Origin of the sequence: Stenotrophomonas sp. 3diitr2024, from assembly GCF_042136455.1 — a bacterium.
GTDB lineage: Bacteria > Pseudomonadota > Gammaproteobacteria > Xanthomonadales > Xanthomonadaceae > Stenotrophomonas > Stenotrophomonas sepilia.
On the sequence record NZ_JBHHMJ010000153.1, the window covers coordinates 1 to 20,219 of the forward strand.

Below are 20,219 nucleotides of genomic sequence, written 5' to 3' on the forward strand. Positions count from 1 at the left end.
GCGCCATGCTCGACTGCAGTACAGCCCGTCGAGCATGGCTCGACTCTACAGAAGGCAGCGACACGGACGCGACCATGGCAGACCCCTACAACAGCGGCAGCCCCACCCCACCCGCGCTGCGCTTCGACGATGCGCTGGTCACCACCGCCTTCGAGCTGCCCGGCCATCGCGTCGTGCGCAACCTCGGCGTGGTGCGCGGTATCACCGTGCGCTCGCGTTCGATCGTCGGCAACTTCCTGGGCGGTATCCAGACGCTCTTCGGTGGCAACATCACCATCTACACCGAGCTGTGCGAACAGGCTCGCGAGGAAACCTACCGCGACATGGTCAAGCACGCGCGGCAGCTGGGTGCCAACGCGATCATCGGCATGCGCTACGACGCCACTGATGTGATGACCGGGCTGACCGAAGTGCTGTGCTATGGCACGGCGGTGGTGGTAGAGCCGGTGCGGTGATGCAGCCGCCAAGCGTGCGCAAAAGCAGCCGAGCGTAGGCTCGGCTCTACAGGAATTACGCCACCGGCGGCACGTCGGGCACCTCGACCTGCTGCACCGGCAAGGTCACCATCATCACCGTCGGGTCGTCCGGGTCCAGCCTGGTCTTGAATCCCAGGCTCTGGCACATCGCCAGCATGGTGCTGTTTTCGCGCAGCACCTGGCCTTCGACCACGTCCAGGCCCAGCCACTTCGCGTACTCGATCATGATCGCCATCAGCCGCCAGCCGATGCCGTGGCCCTTCAGGTCCGAGCGGATCAGGATGCCGTACTCGCCACGGTGGTAATCGGCATCGGCGTGCAGGCGCACTGCGCCCAGCATCTCGCCGCTGCGCGGTTCGATCGCTACCAGCGCGATCGAGCGCGCGTAGTCGAGCTGGGTCAGGCGCGCGATGAATTCGTGGCTGAAGTGCTTCACCGACTGGAAGAAGCGCAGGCGCAGGTCTTCGTCGCTGACGCGGGCGAAGAACGCGCGGAACAGCGCATCGTCTTCCGGCCGCACCGGGCGGACGAACGCGCGGCCGCCATCGGACAGTTCGATGGTGCGCTCCCACTCCTTCGGATACGGGAACACCGAGAAGCGCGGATGCCCGCGGCCCTTGTGCAGGATGCGCGACGGTGCCACTGCCACGCGCGCGTCGAGGGCGAGGATGCCCTTGCCGTCGACCAGCAGCGGGTTGATGTCCAGCGTACGCACTTCGGGAATGTCGGCGGCCAGCTGTGCCAGCTTGACCAGTGCCAGCGCCAGTGCGCGCTCGTCGGCGGCGGGCACATCGCCGTAGGCCTTGAGGATGCGCGAAGCGCGGGTCTGGCCGATCAGCTCGTGGGCCAGGCGCAGGTCCAGCGGCGGCAGGGCCAGCGCCTTGTCGTTGATCACTTCGACGGCGGTTCCGCCACGTCCGACCACGATCACCGGGCCGAACGTCGCGTCATCGGCGATGCCGACAATCAGTTCGCGCGCCTTCGGGCGGACGATGGTCGGCTGTACCAGCAGGCCATCGATGCGCGCATCCGGCCGCAGCTGGCGCGCACGCGACAGGATCGCGTTGGCCGCGCTCTGCACCGCCGGCAGCGTGGACAGATTCAGGCGCACGCCGTCCACTTCGGACTTGTGCGGAATGTCCGGCGACAGGATCTTCAGCGCTACGGACGCACCGCGTTCCAGCAGTGGCTGCGCCAGGTCCATCGCCTCATGCGCATCGCGCGCATGCATCACCGGCGCGGACGGGATGCCGTAGGCCTTGAGCAGCTCGTGCGTGGCCAGCGGGTCCAGCCACTGCTGGCCGTTGGCCAGCGCGGCATCGACCAGTGCGCGCGCGGTGGCCGTGTCGACGCTGAAGTCCTGCGGCAGGCTGGGCGGCGTTTCCATCAACGCGTTCTGTGCCTCGCGGTAGCGCACCAGGTGCTGGAAGCCCCGTACTGCTTCGGCCTCGGTCGGATAGGTCGGCACTCGTGCTGCGTTGAGCGTGGCGGTGGCCTGGTCGTCGTTGCCCAGCCACACCGCGAATACCGGCTTGTCGCGGTGATGGCGCGGGCGCAGGCCGAGCGTGCGGGTGAGGGCCTGCGCCGCGTCGGCGGACGAGGTAAACGCGGTTGGCACGTTGACCACCATCACCGCATCGTTCTCGTTGTCGGCCAGCAGTGCTTCGATGGCCGACGCATAGCGGTCACCATCGGCGTCGACCACGATGTCCACCGGATTGCTGCGCGACCAGCCCTGCGGCAGCACCGCATCGAGCTTCTCCACCGTGCTGTCGGAAAGGGTGGCCAGCGTGCCACGCAGCGCGATCAGTTGGTCCACGGCCAGGCGGCCGACACCGCCGCCATTGCTGAGAATGGCCAGGCGGCGACCGGGAAAGGTGCCCAGCCGCCCCAGCGATTCGGCAGCAGTGAACAGTTCGTCCAGCGCACCCACGCGCAGCAGGCCGGCACGATTGAAGGCCGCACCATACACATCATCGGCACGCGCCAGGGCCTGCACATGGGTATCGCGGCTGCCCGGCTGCACGCGCTCGGCGCGACCGGACTTCACCACCACCACCGGCTTGGCGCGGGCGGCGGCACGCGCGGCCGACATGAACTTGCGCGCGTCCTTGATCTGCTCGACATACAGCAGGATGGCGCGGGTGCGGTAGTCCGTGGCGAAGTAGTCGAGCAGGTCGCCGAAGTCGACGTCCATCGTGTCGCCCAGCGAAACCACGGCGGAGAAGCCCACCGAGCGCGCCACGCCCCACTCCACCAGCGCGGCGGCAATGGCCGAGGATTCGGAGATCAGCGCGAGGTCGCCGGCCTGCGGGAAGTGCGCGGCGATGCTGGCATTGAGTCGCGCGTGCGGCGCGATGACGCCCAGGCAATGCGGCCCGAGGATGCGCAGGCCATGCTTGCGCGCCACCGCCTCTACCTGTGCGGACAACGAACCCGGGCCTTCGCCCAGGTGCGCGGTGAGGATGATCGCCGCCTGCACGCCACGCTCTGCAGCTGTACGCACCACCTGCGGCACGATCGCCGCCGGCGCGGTGATCACCACCAGGTCGGGCACCCAGTCCAGGTCCTTCAAGCGCTTGACCGTGCGGATGCCGTCGATCTCGGCGTGCCGCGGGTTGATCCACGCCACCTTGCCGGGGAAGCCGGTGCCGCGCAGGTTGCGCATCACTGCGCGGCCGGCCGAACGCTCACGCGGGCTGCCGCCGATCACCGCGACCGACTGCGGACGGAATACGGACTGCAGGTGGTAGGTACTCATGCGCCTACGGTACCCAAATTCCGTGGCGATGGGGTCGGAGGAAGGGTCGGATCCCTTTTCGCAGGAAAGGGCTCCGACCCCTGCTGCGGATATCCGGGGTCAGAGCCCTTCGCTGCGCGAAGGGATCCGACCCCGGCGTGCACGTTTTGTTACAGCAGCGTGCCGTGCAGGATCAGCGCGGCGATGCTGAAATAGATCACCAGGCCGGTCACATCCACCAGGGTGGCCACGAACGGGGCCGAGGCGCTGGCCGGGTCGAAGCCGAGGCGCTTCAGGACGAAGGGCAGCATCGAGCCGGACAGCGAACCAAAGGTGACGATGCCGACCAGCGCGGCGCCGATGGTGATCGCCAGCAGGATCCAGTGCTCGCCGTAGTCATGCAGGCCACCCAGCTGCCAGATCACGATGCGCACGATCGCCAGGCAGCCGAGGATGGCACCCAGCACCATGCCGGTCGGGATCTCGCGGATGGCCACCTTCCACCAGTCGCGCAGGCGCAGTTCGCGCAGCGCCAGGCTGCGGATCAACAGCGAGGTGGCCTGCGAGCCGGAATTTCCGCCCGAACTCATGATCAACGGGATGAACAGGGTCAGCACCACCGCGCGCGCCAGTTCGTCCTCGTAGTGCTGCATCGCACTGGCCGTCAGCATCTCGCCCAGGAACAGCACGCTCAGCCAGCCGGCACGCTTGCGCAGCATCTCGAAGAAGCCGATCTGCATATAGGGCTTGTCCAGCGCTTCCATGCCGCCGAACTTGTGCGCGTCCTCGGTCGATTCCTCGATCAGCGCATCGAGCACGTCGTCCACGGTGACGATGCCGAGCATCTGCTGCTGCGCGTCGACCACCGGAATCGCCAACAGGTCGTGGCGGCGGATCAGACGCGCGACTTCTTCCTGGTCCATCAGCGCGTCCACCGTCACCGGCGGATTGACCTGGGCCACGTCCAGGATCGATTCCTCGGGCAGGCCGGTGATCAGCCGGCGCATGGTCACCACCTGCTGCAGCTGCTGGCTGGCCGGGTCCAGCACGTAGATCGCGTACACCGTTTCACGCGTGCGCTCGACCTGGCGGATGTGCTGCAGGGTCTGCGCCACGGTCCAGCTGGCGGGCACCGCCACGTATTCGGTGGTCATCAGCGCGCCGGCGGTGTTCGGCGGGTAGCTCAGCAGCTTCTGGATGACCTGGCGGGCGTCGGTGCCCAGCAGCGGGATCAGCCGCGCGCGTTCTTCCTCATCCAGCTCGTGGACGATGTCGGTGGCGCGGTCGTCAGCCATCAGCCCGAGCAGGGCAGCGGCGCGTGCCGGCGGCAGCGCGGCCACCAGCTCGCCGCTGCGGTGCAGCTCCGGCGCTTCCAGCATCTTCACTGCACGCGGCAACGGCAGCGCGGCCAGCGTTTCCGCCGCGCGGGCCAGTTCCAATGTGTTGAGGAATTCCACCGCATCGGCGGTGTTGTAGTTCGCCAGCGGTGCGGCCAATGCGGCGGCATCGGCCACCGGGCGCAGCAATTGCTTCTGGTTCATCGGTTTTGCCTTGTGGGGGTGCGACCTCGCGCAACGCCAACGCAGGCAAACCGTCCCGATGTCAGGCGGTGGCCATCGCTGGCGTCGAACGAGGTCGACTTCTACTGTCGCTGGACATGGGTTGGGGACTCCGGAATGCGCGTGCCGGCGGTGCGCCGCCAGCGGCGGGCAGTCTGGACCCGCGGGCCATGCAGGTCAACCCGGCATCCCTGCGCCGGGCGCCTGCCGGCCGGTTGTTCTCGTGCATACACCAACCGGCGCGCATAATGGCCGGGTGGCGCTCGCCACGCTTTCCCCACCCGAACGGACGCACTGCGGGCTTCCCCGATGACCAGGTATTCCCATGCATAGCGGCGGTCTGGAACTGGCCCTGGTGCTGCTGCTGGCGGCGGTCATTGCCGTGCCGGTGTTCAAGAAGTTCGGCTTCGGCGCGGTGCTGGGCTACCTGGCGGCCGGCGTGGTGCTGGGCCCGGACGGGCTGGGCTTCGTGCAGGACGCCGACCGCATCCTCGGCGCGGCCGAGATCGGCGTGGTGATGCTGCTGTTCGTGATCGGCCTGGAGCTGTCGCCGGCACGCCTGAAGGTGATGCGGCGCTCGGTGTTCGGCGCGGGCGCGGCGCAGGTGGCGATGTCCGGGCTGGTGCTGGGCGGCCTGCTGCTGCTCGACCACTTCCAGTGGAAGAGCGCGCTGGTGGTCGGTGTTGCGCTGGCGCTGTCATCCACCGCGGTAGGCCTGCAGCTGCTGTCCGAGCACAAGGCGATCAACAGCGACCATGGCCGGCTGGGTTTTGCCATCTTGCTGTTCCAGGACCTGATCGCGATCCCGCTGCTGGCGGCCATCCCGCTGCTGGGCGGGGCGAAGAACGAGACCCTGCGCTGGGAAGACGCCGCCGTGGCCCTCGGCGCGCTGGCCGTGGTGATCCTGTGCGGGCGACCGGTGCTGCGCAAGGTGTTCAGCATCATCGCGCGCACCCGCAGCCCGGAAGTGTTCACCGCCACCGCCCTGCTGCTGGTGCTGGGCACTGCCTGGTTCATGCAGGAAGCGGGCCTCAGCCCCAGCCTGGGCGCGTTCCTGGCCGGGGTGCTGCTGTCCGATTCGGAATTCCGGCATGAACTGGAAGCGCAGATCGAGCCGTTCAAGGGCCTGCTGCTGGGCCTGTTCTTCATTGCCGTGGGCATGGGCATCGACCTTGACCGCATTGCCGCCGAGCCGTGGCTGATCGCGGCCGGCGTCGCGATCCTGCTGGTGGTCAAATTCAGCCTGCTGTACGTGATCGGCCGCATCGCCCGGCTCAGCCGGCGGCAGTCGCTGCTGCTGGGCAGCGTGCTGTGGCTGGGGGGCGAGTTCGCCTTCGTGGTGTTCAACGAAGCGCAGCGCGCGCACCTGCTGGGCAATGCCAACCACGACCGGCTGGTGGCCATCGTCGGCCTGTCGATGGCGATCACGCCGCTGCTGATGATCGCGCTGCTCAAGCTGCTCGGCCAGGAGAAGACCACACCGCGCGAGGCGGCCGAGGCCGACAAGGTGGCACCGGACAACCGGCCCAAGGTGCTGATCGCCGGCATGGGGCGTTTCGGCCAGGTGATCGCGCGCCTGCTGACCGCGCAGAAGGTGCCGTTCGTTGCGCTGGAGGCGAACCCGGACACCGTGGCCGACCTGCGCCGCTTCGGCAACCAGCTCTACTACGGCGATCCGACCCGGCCGGAGATGCTGCGCGCCGCCGGCGGCGAGCACATCGATGTGTTCGTGATCACCGTGGACGACCCGGAGACCAACCTGCGCGCCGTGCGCATGGTGCGCCGGCTGTACCCGGACGCGAAAGTGCTGGCGCGCGCGCGCAATCGCCAGCATGCGTGGCGCCTGATGGACATGTCGGCCGAGCCGTTCCGCGAGGTGTTTGGCACCAGCCTGGAGATGAGCGGCCGCGTGCTGACCGCATTGGGCGTGGCGCCGGACGTGGCCGAACGCCATGTGCAGCGCTTCCGTGAGCATGATGAGCAGCTGCTGCGTGACCAGTACCTGGTGTACGACGACGAGGCCGCGGTGATCCAGACCTCGCGTGATGCGCGCAACGACCTGATGCACCTGTTCGAGGCCGACGCGGAAAGGGACGGCGAGTAGGGTGTGCCGGCCAACGGTCGGCATCCAGCTGATCGATGGCACTACCCACTGCGGATTCTGGCAGCGCGGTGTTGGGGTCAGAGCCCTTTCCTTCGGAAAGGGATCCGACCCCGGCCTTTCAGCCGTTGTCGCGCAGGAACCGCGCCATCGAGGAAACGCCCGGCACGCGCGGCTCGAACTCGCCGGCCACGTCGATGAAGCCACGCATCACCGCGATCTCGCGCGGGCTGCGGTTGAGGCTGTCGCGCGCTTCAGGATCGGCGCCGGCGCGCAGCAGGCGCTGCACCAGCAGCGGCAGGCCATGCAGCGCGGCCAGATGCAGCGGGCCGAAGCCACGCGGGTCGCGTACATCCAGGCTTACGTCCTCGTCCAGCAGGCGCTCCACTGCGGCCATCACCACCTGCTCGTCGCAGGCGGTACCCGGCTCGGCGCGCGCGCCCAGCAGCAGCAGCAGCGGCGTGACAGAACCAGCGGCGGCCTGGTCCGGTTCGGCACCGGCCAGCAGCAGGGTGTCGAGCAGCGCCAGCAGGCGCGAGCGGTCGCGGGCACTGAAACCGTACAGCGCGGCACAGTGCAGCGGACCCAGCTGCTGCGCGTCACCGGCATGCACGTCGGCACCCGCCGTGAGCAGGCGCGCGACGATGTCCGGAAGGCCCAGCGCGGAGGCCAGCATCAGCACCGTCACGCCACCCGGCAGGCGGTGTTCCAGCTTGGCGCCAGCGTCGAGCAGGGCCGAAACGATGTCCACCTGGCGCATGCTGACCGCCGCCGACAGCGGCGTCGCGCCACTGGCCGCCGCGTGCTGCGGATCGGCGCCGCGCGCCAGCAGCAGGTCGGTTACCGCCAGGTGGCCGCCACCGGCAGCACGCAGCAGCGCGGTGCAGCCCTGTGCGTCGACGGCGTCGACGGCGAAGCCCAGATCGATCAGGCGGCGCACGGCATCGACGTCACCGGCCATTGCGGCGGCCGGCAGATCGGCCTCGCGCAGGGTGCGGCGCGGCAACGGCCACACCCGCCAATCGAGCCAGTCGGCCAGATCGCGGCGACCGATCGACAGCGCCACGCCCAGCGGTGTCTGGCCGTCGGCGGCACGTGCTTCCGGCGAGGCACCATGCTGCACCAGCAGCTTAAGCGCGCCTTCGCGGGCCAATGCGGTGGCCAGGTGCAGTGCGGTCATGCCGTGGCTGTCGCGTGCTTCGCGATCAACGCCGGCCTTGAGCAGGGCCTGCTGCAGCCGCAGCCACCCCAGGCGCACCGCCAGCGACAGCGGCGGATCGCCCGCCGGCGAGGCGGCGAACGGATCGGCGCCACGCTCAAGCAGTTCCAGTGCCAGCTGTTCCAGGCCACGCGCGGCCTGGTCGTGCTGTGCGCAGGCAGCAAGGAAGCGCGCCAGGCCACCGCGGCCGGCCGGCGACAGGCCACGCTGCAGCATCACCTGCAACGCCGGCACCGCATCGATGCCGCGCGACAACAGCGCGAACATCGGCGTGTCGGAGCAGGCATCACGCACATAGGGATCGGCGCCGTGGCCCAGCAGCCAGTCCACCGCACGCGGTTCCAGCGCCAACTCCGGATCGAGCAGCAGCCCGCCCAGTTCCTCCGGTTGGCACAGCCTGGCCAGCGCCGCCATGCCGTCGGTGTTGCCGAAGCCCAGGGCCTCGCGCAGCAGGGTCAGCGGCGGACGGTCCGGCAGCAGGCCGCTGGCACTGGCTGCTTCGCCACGATCGGCCAGGCCATCACTGACCGCGGCCGGCAACGGATAGGACGGGTCCAGCAGGGCTACGATCGCCCAGCGGCCGGCCTCGGCGGCGTAGTCCACCGCACGGCGGCCGACCGGATCGGTGGCATCGGCCGCGATGCCCAGTTCGACCAGGCGCTTGATCAGCAGCGGCGAGACATCCTCGGCCATCGCCGCCAGCTGCACCGCATTGCGGCCTTCGCCGTCCACCGCGACCAGGTCCGGCTTGTGCGGCAGCAGGTGCTCGATCACGGCGGCGCGACCGGCACGGGCCGCTTCCAGCCACGGCGTACGCCCCAGTGCATCGCGCGCCTCCAGATTGGCGCCCGCGCCGAGCAGCACGCCGATGATCTCGACATGGCCGGCCAGGGCCGCCTCATGCAACGCACTGCGGCGCTGGCGATCGCGGGCGTCGGCCCGTGCCTTGTGCTTGAGCAGCAGCTGCACGCCCGCCGGATCGTCATCCTCGGTGGCGGCGGCGGCCAGCAGCACCGGGGTGCCATCGGCCGGTTCGCAGCGTGCACCGCGTTCGAGCAGGAAGCGGGCCAGACGCCAGTTGCCCACCTGGCAGGCCACCGCCAGCGGCGACCAGCCATCACGGTTCAGCGCATCGACTTCGGCAGCGGCATCGCGCAGCAGCGCGGCCACCCCCGGGTCGGAACTGCGTGCGGCATGGTGCAACGGGGTGTTGCCATCACTGTCGGTGGCACGCGAGTCGGCGCCGTTGGCGAGCAGGGTCATCACCGCTTCGGGGCGGCCATGCCAGCTGTCGCGGGTCGCCGCCAGCAGCGGGGTCATGCCCCGGTGCGGCGCATTCACATCGACGCCGCGGGCAATCAGTTCGCGCAGCAGGCGCAGGTCCGGCAGCACCGCGGCCAGCACCGCCAGGCTGCGCTGGTCACGCCAGTTCGGGTCCGGCAGCGCATACGGATCGGCACCGGCCTGCAGCAGCTGCAGGCCCCGGTCGATGCGGCCCTGGCGGGCGGCTTCATACAGCGCCGGTGTCAGTTCCTGCGGCGCCATCGCCTCCAGCGGCAGGGCGTCGGCCGCCGCTGCGAACATCGGTTCGGGTTCAGCGCTGGACGCCACCAACGGGCTGGAGCGCAACGACACCAGCGGCGCAGGCGCGACCCGCTGCAGCAGCAGGTGCAGCACCGGCGACAGCAGTACGACCGCCAGCGCGGCGGGCCAGCGCGCGCTTTCCGGCAACAGGCCCGGCCAGGCCGGCAGCACCACCAGCGCGGCCAGCGCAATGACCAGCGCGGCCACGCCGAGGCCACGCCAAGCAGTCAGGTCGCGCCCCGCCAGCGCCTGCCAGTGCTGGGCCAGGCTGCCATCCAGGCGTTCGACATCGTTCCACAATGGCCAGGTGCGCCAGGCCGCCAGCAGGCCGGCACTGACCAGTACGCTCAGGCCAAGCACTGCCGCCAGGCTGCCGCTGTCACGCAGCGCTGCGAGCGGCCAGGCCAGCAGCAGCGCCAGCAACAGCGGGGCGGCTGCCCACAATGCCAGCAGCGCCGGCAGGTCCTGGCGTGCGACCACCTTCAGCGGCAGCAGCGCGCGGCTGCGGCGCCACCACGATATCGCCAACGCGAACGCGGGCTGCGCCAGTGCGGCAAGGACCGCACCCGGAACGCCGCCCACGGCGGCGCCCAGCGCCAGCACCGCGCCCGCGGCGAAGGCAATTGACAGAATGCGCGGACGGGAGGCGTCAGTCATAGTGGCGCGGCATCAGGCTGGCCACCGACGGCGGCACCTGCAGGTAGAACCCGCGCTCGCTCATTTCGCTGCGGACCTTTTCCGGGTCAGCCTGCGCCAGGCGGCGCTGGGCATCCAGGACCACCTCCAGGACGAAGGCGAGCGTCCCCAGCGAGGTGAGCAGCGGCGCGGGCAGCGCGCTGAAATCATCGCGTCGGGGAACGTAGACGTAGGTGTCCGGCTTGAGTTGGCTTTTATAGACGTAGGCGTACATGTCCGCGGGACGATAACCCGGGAAGAGCCATGATTGTGTCGGAAAGCCGACACCGGGGAAAGCCGTCAGCCGACGATGGCGGCGCGATCGGCGGTGTTTCGCCTGCGGGGTTCAGCAATGTGGCGGCGACGTTCAGGCTGCGCCGCCGCCACACGGGCGCTTACTTGACCTTGGCGTAAGTGCCCTTCAGCGCGACACCCGCGAGGATGGCACCGGCGTAGCACTCGTAGTTGGTGCTGCTCTTGAACTCGTTCTTCTTGTAATAGCTGACGATGTCGACCACGGCGTTGGCGCCGCGCGACTTGGCACCGTCCTGCAGCGCGCGCAGTGCCGACAGCGCAACCCAGCGGCAGGCCTCGGCATCGCTCTTGTTGGCGGCGTTGGTCTTCTTGTTGGTCACGTCTTCGCCCAGGCGCTGCTGCACGCTGACCGGCTGGCCGGCCAGATAGAAACGCACGCTGCCGTCGATGCCGGCGTCCTTGGCGGCCTGCGAATTGACCAGTTCCTGCAGGGACTGTTCGACACGCGTGTCGCGGGCGGAAGCGGTGGAAGTCAGGGCCAGCAGCGCGGTAGCCGTGGCGATCATGAGAGTGCGGCGCATCGGAACATCTCCTTGTCGAGGGTGCGGGGGTAACGGGAACGGTGTGTTGGCGCAGTGGATCACTCGCTCCAGCGGCGGAACACCAGCGAGGTGTTGATGCCGCCGAAGGCGAAGTTGTTGCTCATCACGTACTCGGCCTGCAGTTCGCGGCCCTGCCCGGTGATGAAGTCGAGCTGGCCACAGCGCGGGTCGACCGCGGCCAGGTTCAGGGTGGGCGCGAACCAGCCGGCACGCATCATCTGGATGCTCACCCAGGCCTCGAACGCGCCACAGGCACCCAGCATGTGGCCGACGTAGCTCTTCAGCGAGCTGATCGGCACGCGGCTGCCGAACACCTGTGCGGTGGCCTGGGTCTCGGCGATGTCGCCGTGGTCGGTGGCGGTGCCATGGGCGTTGACGTAGTCGATCTGCGCCGCGTCCAGGCCGGCGTCCTCCAATGCCAGGCGCATGGCCTGGGCCATGGTGTCGGCGCTGGGCTGGGTGACGTGCTGGCCATCGCTGTTGGTGCCGTAGCCGACCACCTCGGCAAGGATGGTGGCGCCGCGCGCCTGCGCGTGTTCCAGGTCTTCCAGGATCAGCGTGCAGGCGCCCTCGCCCAGCACCAGGCCATCGCGGCCGGCATCGAACGGGCGAGGCGTGGTCTGCGGCGCGTCGTTGCGCACGCTGGTGGCGAACAGCGTGTCGAACACCGCTGCAGCGGTGGCATCGAGTTGCTCGGCACCGCCGGCCACCATCACCGTCTGCTTGCCGCTGCGGATGGCTTCATAGGCCGCGCCCACACCCTGGCTGCCTGACGTGCAGGCGCTGGAGGTGGTGTACACGCGCCCGGACAGGCCGAAGAACACGCCGATGTTGACCGGCGCGGTGTGGCTCATCATCTTCAGATAGGTCGTGGCGCTGATGCCATCGGTGGTGAATTCGTTGAGCATGCGCCCGAATTCGCCGGTGGCCTCGTGGCTGCCGGACGAGGAGCCATAGGCCACGCCGGTACGGCCACTGCGCAGCACCGGATGCTCATTCAGGCCGGCCTCGCGCAGCGCCACCTCGGTGGCGCGCACCGACATGATCGCGACCTTGCCCATCGAGCGGGTGGTCTTGCGGTTGTAGTTCGGCGGCAGCTCGAAGTCCTGCGCCGGCGCGGCCAGCTTGGTGTTCAGCCCGGCATAGACATCCCACTCGGGCATCGCACGCACCGCGTTGCGGCAGCTGCGCAGGTGCGCTTCGATGGTCGGCCAGTCGTGGCCGAGTGGACTGATGGCAGCGGCGCCGGTAACCACCACGCGACGATCGGCGGCCATCAGAGCATGCCTCCGTTCACCGAGATCACCTGGCGGGTGATGTAGCCGGCCGGTTCGGACAGCAGGAACGCCACGGTAGCCGCCACTTCGTCCGGGCGGCCAACGCGGCCGGCGGGAATCAGCTTGAGCGCGTGTTCAACCACTTCGTCGTTGAGCATTTCGGTCTCGATCAGGCCCGGGGCCACGCAGTTGACGGTGATCTGGCGGCTGGCCAGTTCCAGCGCCAGGGCCTTGGTGGCGCCGATGATGCCGGCCTTGGCGGCACTGTAGTTGACCTGCCCGCGGTTGCCGGCCAGTCCGGAGACCGACGACAGGGTGACGATGCGGCCCGGCTTGCGCCGCCGCACCATCGGCATGATCAGCGGATGCAGCACGTTGTAGAAGCCATCCAGGTTGGTGTGGATGACCTGGTCCCAATCGTCCGCTGACAGCGCCGGGAAGGCGCCATCGCGGGCGATGCCGGCATTGCAGACCACGCCGTAGTACGCGCCGTGCGCTTCGACATCGGCCTCCAGAGCGGCCCGCGCAGACGCGCGGTCGGCCACGTCGAACACCAGCACGCGGGCCTGCTGGCCCAGTGCCTGGATCTCGGTGACCACCGCCTGTGCTTCATCCACGCGGCTGCGGCAATGCACCACCACGTCGAAGCCATCGCGCGCGATGCGCAGCGCGATGGCCCGGCCGATGCCCCGGCTGGCGCCGGTCACCAGCACGCTTCGATTCCCTGTCATGCCTGTCCACTCTCCAGATAGGCCATCGCGTCGGCCGGTTCGAACACCGACACGTTGGCTGTCGCCCATTCTTCCTCGCCTGCCAGGATGCGGCAGGCGAACATCCCCAATCCATTGTCACCCAACAGCTCGCAGCGCGCCTGTACGCGCAGCCGCGAACCGCTGGGGAAGCTGCTGCGCGCGCTGCTGTAGCGGCGGCTGCCGAGCAGGAAGCCCAGCTGCGGTGGCCTGCCGGCCGCACGCGCGCGGCAACCGGCCCAGGCCGCGATGGCCTGCGCCATGTACTCGATGCCGACCCATGCCGGCACCTGGTCATCCTCGACGAACAGGCCGGCCTCGGGCACCACCAGTTCGGCCTCGATGGCGTCCTGATCCCATTGCGTGATGCGCTCCAGCAGGCACATGTCCTGGCGGTGCGGCACCACGTCTTCGATCGCGTACAACGTGTTCATCGACGCTCCAGTGCCAGCACGGCATTGCTGCCGCCGAAGGCGAACGAATTGCTCAGCACCCGCCGCGGCGGCTGCGCAAGGCGCGTGCCCGGTGCGACCAGCGGCAGCACCGGCAGTGCCGGGTCGGCCACGCCGTCCCACCAGTGCGGCGGCAGCAGCTGCTGCGGGTTCTCGGCCAGCACGATCCAGCACAGCGCCGCCTCGATGGCACCCGAGGCACCCAGCGTGTGGCCGGTCAACGGCTTGGTCGAACTGGCCGGCACGTGGCAGCCCAGCACCTGCGACACGGCCAGGCTTTCCATCGCATCGTTGTGGCCGGTCGCGGTCCCATGCAGGTTCACATAGTCCACTTCGCCGGCGGCCCAGCCAGCACGCTGCAGCGCCTGCTGCAGGGCGTCGATGGCGCCCAGGCCCTGCGGGTCCGGGGCGGACATGTGGTGGGCGTCGGCCGACTCGCCCCACCCCGCCAGGCATACCGGGCCGGGTTCGCGGGTGAGCAGGAACAGCGCGGCGCCTTCGCCGATGTTGATACCAGTACGATGCTGCGAGAACGGATTGCAACGTTGGTCCGAGACCGATTCCAGCGCGCTGAAGCCGGCCACGGTGAAGCGACACAGCGAATCGGCGCCACCGGCGATCACCGCATCGACGATGCCGGCGCGCAGCATGCGTGCGGCCGACATCAGCGCCTTGGCACTGGACGAGCAGGCAGTGGACAGGGTCCATGCCGGCCCCTGTGCGCCACTGCGCTGGCGCACGAACTGCGCGGCGGTGCCCATTTCCTGCTGGGCGTAATCAAAGCCCTGCGGCCACTGGCCCTGTTCGGCGTGGCTGCGCAATGCCTGCTCGGATTCACCAATGCCCGAGGTGCTGGTGCCCAGCACCACCGCTACGCGCTCGGCACCGTGGCGGGCGATCGCCGCAGCCACTGCCGGCGCGATCTGAGCCAATGCCACGTCCAGCAGGGCATTGTTGCGCCCGCGCAGGGCCACCGGCAGGTCATCCAGCGCCGGCAGCGGCGTGTGTACTTCCCCCAGCGCCAGGGTGCGCCCCGGCAACAGGCTGTCGTTGTCGCTGAGCCCGCCCGGCGCGTCGGCGAACAGTGCCGACGTCACGGCGGCGCGGCCAGCGCCGAGTGCACAGACCACACCCAGGTCGTTCAGGTAGATCGGTGCGCTCATCGGTCCGGCCCGGCCATGTCGATCGATTCGATGCGCAGCGCATAGCCTTCGGCGCGGTTGTCCAGCTGCACGCTGCCATCGTCTAGCCGCTGCAGGTGCAGCCACACGGTGCCCTCACGCGACAGGCTGCGCTGATGGCCATCATCACTGACCTGCCAGCCCGCCGGCAGCACGGCGGCAATGGCCGCAGTCGGCCACAGCGCGAACTGCAGGTCATCCAGCACGCGCTCGGCGCGCACCTGCGGTGGCAGCCATGGCGCGCGCTGCTGGGTCAGCTGCTGGCCGTCCCATTGCAGGCGCACGCCGGTCTGGCCCATCGCCTGCACGGCCAGCTGCACCTGCTGGGCGTCGGCTTCCAGCAGCGCGTCGAGATCGCGCTCATGCGTGCCGAAGCGGAAATGCAGCTGCTGCTGCAGCGCCAGCGGCGCCGGCAGGCTGGCCGGCGCCAGGCGCAGCGGCGGCAGTTCCACCTGCGGTTTCGGCATGCGGCCGGCACAGGCGGCCAGCAGCAGGCACAGCAGCAGCACCGCAGTACGGGCAATCACGCGCCGCACAGCTGCTCCAGCACGCGCATGCGGCGGCCGCTGTCGTCGGCCACGTAAGGGTTGTTGGTGTCCCAGGCGTAGCCGGCCAGGATGGAGCTGATCATGTCGCGCACTTCGGGCTGCTGTTGCGGGTGGTAGATGATCTTCTGGAAACCGCCCTCGTACCAGCTTTCGACGAAGCGCCGGAAGGTCTTCACGCCGGCACGCAGCGGGATCGAGAACTCGGCCTCCCAGTCCACGGCCTGGCCGGCATAGCGGCGCTTGAGGCATTCACTGGCCAGCTGCGCGGACTTGAAGGCAATGGTCACGCCGGAGGAGAACACCGGATCGAGGAACTCGCCGGCGTTGCCCAGCAACGCGTAGCCGGGCCCCCACAGCGAACTGACGTTGGCCGAATAGCCGGTGATGCGGCGCACCGGCAGCACCGCCCATTCGGCGTTGGCCAGCAGCCCGGTCAGGTTGGGGTCCTCGCCGACGATGGCCTGCAGCTTCTGCAGGTCGTCACCCTCGTAGCGCTCGAAGAACGACGGCTCGGCGACCACGCCCAGCGAACAGCAGCCGTTGGAGAACGGAATCGTCCAGTACCAGACGTCGATGTGCTCGGGGTGGGTGGTGATCAGGATCTTGTTGCGGTCGAAGTCCGCTTCGGCCGGAATGTTGTCGCGCACGTGGCAGAAGATCGCGCCGCGCACCGGGAAGTTGGACGGCGACTCCAGCTGCAGCAACCGCGGCAGCAGCCGCGCGAAACCGGAGGCATCGAGGATGAAATCGGCCTCGATGCGGTATTCACTGCCGTCCGGGCGGCGCACCGTCACCGCCGGTTGCTCGCCCGGCTCGACCGCAAGCACTTCGTCGCCGAAGCGCAGCGTGGTGCCCATGCGCTCGGCACCGCGTGCCAGCACGTTGTCGAAGTCGGCGCGCTGCACCTGGTAGGTGGTGCCCCAACCCGGCGAGAACTTCTTCCTGAAGTCGAATGCAGTGCGCGCTTCGCCGTGCACGAAGGCGGCACCGTTCTTGTACTGGAAGCCCGCCTCGACCACATCCTGCAGCAGGCCGGCCGCCTCGATGTACTCCATGCTCTGCGGCAGCAGGCTTTCGCCGATGGAGAAGCGTGGGAACTGCTGGCGTTCCAGCATCAGCACCTGGCGGCCCTGCTGGCGCAGCATCGCCGCAGCCACCGAACCGGCCGGGCCCGCGCCGATGATCAGGATTTCAGTACGTTCGACAGCATCCACAGCAGTGTTCATCGGTGCGTCCTTGTTGCTCGATCAAGTGGAAAGAAGGAAGTCGGAAACAGGTTCAGGCCGGCGGCAGATCGTGCGGCGGCGGACGGAACAGCGGCGAGATCAGCCAGACCAGGCCGATGCCGAACAGCAGGGTCAGGCCGAACGCGCGCAACGCTGGGGTCTGCGACAGGCCCAGCAGGCCGAACGACAGCCAGGTGCTGGCCGCGCCCACGCACACGGCCAGCCAGGCACTGGCGTCGCCGCGGTGCTCGATCAGGAAAATGCCGTAGTCGATGCCCATGCCCAGCAACAGCATCAGTGCCAGCACGTTGAACAGCTGCAGTGGCTGGCCGAACAGGCCCAGCAGGCCCAGGGTCAGCGCACCGGCAATCAGGGTCGGCGCGAACACGCGCCAGGCCTGGCGGCGATAGCGCAGCCACAGCGCGCCGAACACCAGCACGATGCCGACCAGCAGCAGCCCGCCCATCAGCTTGCGGTAGTGGCCCAGCAGCTGCGAGAAGTCGGCGGTGCGGTCCACCCAGCGCACACCCGGCAGGCCTTCGGCCGCCCCGCGCAGGGTGGCCAGCGCATCAGCGCGCGACAGGTCATCGACCATCACCACGCTGATCATCTGCCCGCCGACCTCGCCCACCCACAGGTGGCGGAACGGCTGCGAGGCCGGCGAGGCCAGGAACGCCTCCGCGGTCAGCGGCGTAGCGGCGAAATCCGGGCGCGGCAGCGGTTCGCCGACCGCCTCGGACACCGCGTCCAGCACGCCCGGTTCCACCTTGGCGGTCAGCGCCGCATCGGCCTGCTGGCGCGCTGGCGACGGCAGCCAGTCGCTGATCGCACGGTAGCCACCAATGCGCTTGTCGTTGGCCAGTACACGCAGGCGTTCGGTCAGCGCTTCTTCGCGCTGCAGCAGCTGTGCGGCGTCACTGCCCTGCACCAGGTAGAACTGCGCCGGGCTGGGCATGCCCAGCAGCTGGCTCAGGCGGATCTGCTGGGCCATCAACGCCGGCGGCGAGGACTGCAGGCTGCGCAGGTCGTCGTTGCTGTTCAGGCGGGCAATGCCGATGGCAGACAGCGCCAGCGTGATCACCACGAACACCGTCACCGGCCGGCGGCCATGCAACCGCGGGAAGCGCTCCAGCGTGTTGCCCAGCCACTGCGAGAAACGGGTCTGGCGGATCTCACCGCCATCCAGCCACGGGAACCAGAAAATCACCGTAAGGAAGGCGGCGGCCAGGCCGACCACCGAGAACAATGCCATCTGGCGCAGGCCCGGGAACGGGGCCAGGCCCAGTGCCAGGTAGGCCAGCGCGCTGGTCAGCAGGGCCAGCCACAGGCCGGGCAGCAGGTGCCGCAGCAGCTTCCAGCGACGATCGGCCGGTTCGGCCTGGCGCGAAGCGAACCAATGGATGCCGTAGTCCTCGGCCACGCCCACCAGCGACGCGCCGAACACCAGGGTGAGCACGTGCACCTTGCCGAACACCAGTACGGTCACCGCCAGCGCCACGCCGCAGCCGATCAGCAGTGAGGCGGCGACCAGCAGGATCGGCCGCAGCGAACGGAACGCCAGCCACACCAGCAGCAGCACCGCGGCCAGCGAGCCCCAGCCGATCGTGTTGATCTCCTGGTTGGCCTGCACTGCGGCCGCTTCGGCATGCAGCGGTACGCCGGCATGCAGGATTTCCAGCTCGGGCGCCGCCGCCCTGGCGGCCTGCCCGGCACGTTCCAGCAGGCCATCGAGATGGCGCTCGCCGTCAAGCTGGAACGCCGAACCCGGCGTATCGAACTGCAGCGCGGCCCAATGCTTGCCCTCGGCTTCGAGCAGGCCATCATCGCCCAGCCGCAACCCCGACCCCTGCGCCTGCTGCTGCCACCATTGCGGCCACAGCGAGAGCGGGTCTTGCCGCCAATCGGTCAGGCGCGGTGCGCCCATCGGACCGTACAGCGCAGCCAACGCCTGCTCGGCCAACGCGCCCGGCTCGCTGCCCTGCAGCTGCTCGCGCTGGGCCGGGGTCAGCAGGCGGTCGCGGTACGGCGCGTAGAACGCGCGCGCCTCGTCGAACCAGCCTTCGATCGAACCACTGGGCACCAGCAACGCGCTGTCGGCATCCGCCGCCATCGCCGCAGCGAACGCCGCCTGTGCGCGCTTGGCGGCGGCGCCATCCTTGCTGCCCAGCAGCACCACCACCTGGCGCGAGCTGCCGTCGGCGATGCGCCGGGTGACGTCACTCAACAGGCGGTCATGCGCGTCCTGCGGCAGCAGGGCGAGGATGTCGGTGTCGATCCGCGACTGCTGGCTCCACAGGCGCCATTGCTGCGCACCCAATACCAGCAGGAGCACCAGCCAGGCGATGCCCAGCCAGTGCCACCAGCGCCGCAACCGGTCCGGCCCGTTCGATGCTGCCCCCTCACTCAAAGCGGCGTGCCTCGTCGGCGGTGAGCGTGGCCGGCGCTTCGCTCAGTGCACTGAACTGGATGTGCGTGCGGTCCTTGTTGGCCTCGACGATCTCGACCTGGCGCACGTAGCGGTCACCTTGCAGGGTCAGCGACTGGAACGCCTTGGCCAGCATCGCCGACTTCGGCGTCAGCCGCAGCCGCCAGCCCTGCCCTTCACGGCTGGCCGCCACGTTGAACTGGCCGGACAGCGCCTGCACGTCGCCACTCATCAGCGCGAACATGATCGCGTTCACCGAACGCATCGCCGGCTGCTGCCGTGCATCGAGCTCGACACGGGTGCTGCCATCGCGCTGGCGGCTGAGGATACGGTCGGCGGTGACCACCACTTCGGAGGGGAACGGCTTGAGCGTGGTCCAGATCACGCCGTGCTGGCGCGCGACCACGAACTGGCCCTGCGAGCGCAGCGGGTTCTTGAAGCCGCTGACCTGCTTTTCCTGGCTGAACTGGCCGCGCAGCACGTCCGGCCGCGCCACCGCCTGGGTGATCGCATCGATGGCGGGGTCGGCGGCCTGCACCTGCGGTGCGGCAATGAACATCAGCGCGCACAGCAGCACGCTGGAAAGACGGACAAGCATGTTCACGGCGCAGGCACTCCCAGGCGTTCCCACAGTACCGGCGGGCACTGGTACAGCATTTCCCTGCTGGCCGCGTCCACCGCGACCTGGATGGTCATCGCGCGGGTCAGTACCTGGCCGCTTTCCGCATCAAGGATCTCGTACTCGATCTTCAGCCGGTTCTCCCATTCCACGATGCGCGCAATCACGCGCAAGGCCTGGTTGAACAGCAGCGGGCGCACGTACTTCACCCGGGCATCGACCACCGGCCACAGGTAGCCCGATTCGAGCATCTGCGGGTAGTCGTAGTCATAGCGCCCGAGCAGCGCGCAGCGCGCGATCTCGAAGTACTTGAAGTAGTTGCCATGCCAGACCACGTTCATCGGATCGCAGTCATGGAAGGCGGGGGTCAGCGCAATCTCGCCGACCCGTTCGATGGCCTCATTCACCGGCATACAGCTCCCAACGTTGCGCGCGGATCTCCACCAGCAGTTCCCGCAGTTCGCGATCCAGCGCGCGGTCTTCTTCAACCAGGGCGATGCGCTGCCCCAGGTCGGCGTACATGTCGGCCAG

At 69.0% G+C, this 20,219-nt stretch carries 16 protein-coding genes; 2 read left to right on the forward strand and 14 right to left on the reverse strand.

The window, feature by feature from the left end:
• Positions 1 to 74: 74 nt before the first annotated feature.
• Positions 75 to 455: a YbjQ family protein gene (locus ABGA94_RS03720; RefSeq protein WP_111174842.1), complete on the forward strand. Its 381-nt coding sequence runs from the start codon at positions 75 to 77 to the stop codon at positions 453 to 455.
• A 55-nt stretch (positions 456 to 510) separates the two neighbouring features.
• Here ABGA94_RS03720 and ABGA94_RS03725 read toward each other — a convergent pair whose 3' ends face one another.
• Entirely contained in the window at positions 511 to 3,237 is a 2,727-nt protein-coding gene (locus ABGA94_RS03725) for a bifunctional acetate--CoA ligase family protein/GNAT family N-acetyltransferase (protein WP_005420272.1), read from the reverse strand.
• Between the two features lie 149 nt (positions 3,238 to 3,386).
• Entirely contained in the window at positions 3,387 to 4,757 is a 1,371-nt protein-coding gene (gene mgtE, locus ABGA94_RS03730; RefSeq protein ID WP_005420274.1) for a magnesium transporter, read from the reverse strand.
• Between the two features lie 343 nt (positions 4,758 to 5,100).
• Between mgtE and ABGA94_RS03735 the strand changes: the two genes are divergently transcribed.
• Positions 5,101 to 6,879: a monovalent cation:proton antiporter-2 (CPA2) family protein gene (locus tag ABGA94_RS03735; RefSeq protein ID WP_375366423.1), complete on the forward strand. Its 1,779-nt coding sequence runs from the start codon at positions 5,101 to 5,103 to the stop codon at positions 6,877 to 6,879.
• A gap of 118 nt (positions 6,880 to 6,997) precedes the next feature.
• Here the strand turns inward: ABGA94_RS03735 and ABGA94_RS03740 are convergent, their stop codons facing one another.
• The 12 genes from ABGA94_RS03740 to ABGA94_RS03795 form a co-directional block, all read right to left on the reverse strand.
• A complete protein-coding gene (locus tag ABGA94_RS03740) occupies positions 6,998 to 10,336 on the reverse strand; it encodes an ankyrin repeat domain-containing protein (protein ID WP_005420279.1) in 3,339 nt (1,112 codons plus the stop codon).
• Positions 10,329 to 10,589 (reverse strand): YcgL domain-containing protein, encoded by a 261-nt coding sequence (locus ABGA94_RS03745; RefSeq protein WP_005420281.1) that lies wholly within the window; start codon positions 10,587 to 10,589, stop codon positions 10,329 to 10,331. Before ABGA94_RS03745 ends, ABGA94_RS03740 begins: the two co-directional genes overlap by 8 nt.
• 160 nt (positions 10,590 to 10,749) lie before the next feature.
• Positions 10,750 to 11,190, reverse strand: a complete 441-nt coding sequence (locus tag ABGA94_RS03750) for a hypothetical protein (protein ID WP_005420284.1) — start codon at positions 11,188 to 11,190, stop codon at positions 10,750 to 10,752.
• Positions 11,191 to 11,249: 59 nt separating this feature from the next.
• Positions 11,250 to 12,488, reverse strand: coding sequence for a beta-ketoacyl-ACP synthase (locus tag ABGA94_RS03755; protein ID WP_005420285.1), 1,239 nt, complete (start codon positions 12,486 to 12,488; stop codon positions 11,250 to 11,252).
• The gene (gene fabG, locus ABGA94_RS03760; protein WP_111128537.1) at positions 12,488 to 13,219 is read right to left on the reverse strand and encodes a 3-oxoacyl-ACP reductase FabG; all 732 of its coding nucleotides are present in this window, start codon (positions 13,217 to 13,219) and stop codon (positions 12,488 to 12,490) included. The genes ABGA94_RS03755 and fabG overlap by 1 nt, the downstream gene beginning before the upstream one ends.
• Positions 13,216 to 13,671, reverse strand: coding sequence for a hypothetical protein (locus ABGA94_RS03765; RefSeq protein WP_005420287.1), 456 nt, complete (start codon positions 13,669 to 13,671; stop codon positions 13,216 to 13,218). The genes fabG and ABGA94_RS03765 overlap by 4 nt, the downstream gene beginning before the upstream one ends.
• Positions 13,668 to 14,852 carry a beta-ketoacyl-ACP synthase gene (locus ABGA94_RS03770; RefSeq protein ID WP_262220814.1) on the reverse strand — a complete coding sequence of 395 codons (1,185 nt, stop codon included), beginning with the start codon at positions 14,850 to 14,852 and terminating at the stop codon, positions 13,668 to 13,670. Before ABGA94_RS03770 ends, ABGA94_RS03765 begins: the two co-directional genes overlap by 4 nt.
• Positions 14,849 to 15,406, reverse strand: a complete 558-nt coding sequence (locus ABGA94_RS03775) for a DUF3261 domain-containing protein (protein ID WP_005420289.1) — start codon at positions 15,404 to 15,406, stop codon at positions 14,849 to 14,851. Before ABGA94_RS03775 ends, ABGA94_RS03770 begins: the two co-directional genes overlap by 4 nt.
• Positions 15,394 to 16,644, reverse strand: a complete 1,251-nt coding sequence (locus ABGA94_RS03780) for an NAD(P)/FAD-dependent oxidoreductase (RefSeq protein WP_005420291.1) — start codon at positions 16,642 to 16,644, stop codon at positions 15,394 to 15,396. Before ABGA94_RS03780 ends, ABGA94_RS03775 begins: the two co-directional genes overlap by 13 nt.
• 52 nt (positions 16,645 to 16,696) lie before the next feature.
• Positions 16,697 to 19,051 carry an MMPL family transporter gene (locus ABGA94_RS03785; RefSeq protein WP_279946522.1) on the reverse strand — a complete coding sequence of 785 codons (2,355 nt, stop codon included), beginning with the start codon at positions 19,049 to 19,051 and terminating at the stop codon, positions 16,697 to 16,699.
• On the reverse strand, positions 19,044 to 19,667 hold the full coding sequence (locus ABGA94_RS03790; protein WP_262220874.1) for an outer membrane lipoprotein carrier protein LolA: 624 nt from the start codon (positions 19,665 to 19,667) through the stop codon (positions 19,044 to 19,046). Before ABGA94_RS03790 ends, ABGA94_RS03785 begins: the two co-directional genes overlap by 8 nt.
• 2 nt (positions 19,668 to 19,669) lie before the next feature.
• Positions 19,670 to 20,101 carry a thioesterase family protein gene (locus ABGA94_RS03795; protein ID WP_005420298.1) on the reverse strand — a complete coding sequence of 144 codons (432 nt, stop codon included), beginning with the start codon at positions 20,099 to 20,101 and terminating at the stop codon, positions 19,670 to 19,672.
• Between the last annotated feature and the right edge of the window lie 118 nt (positions 20,102 to 20,219).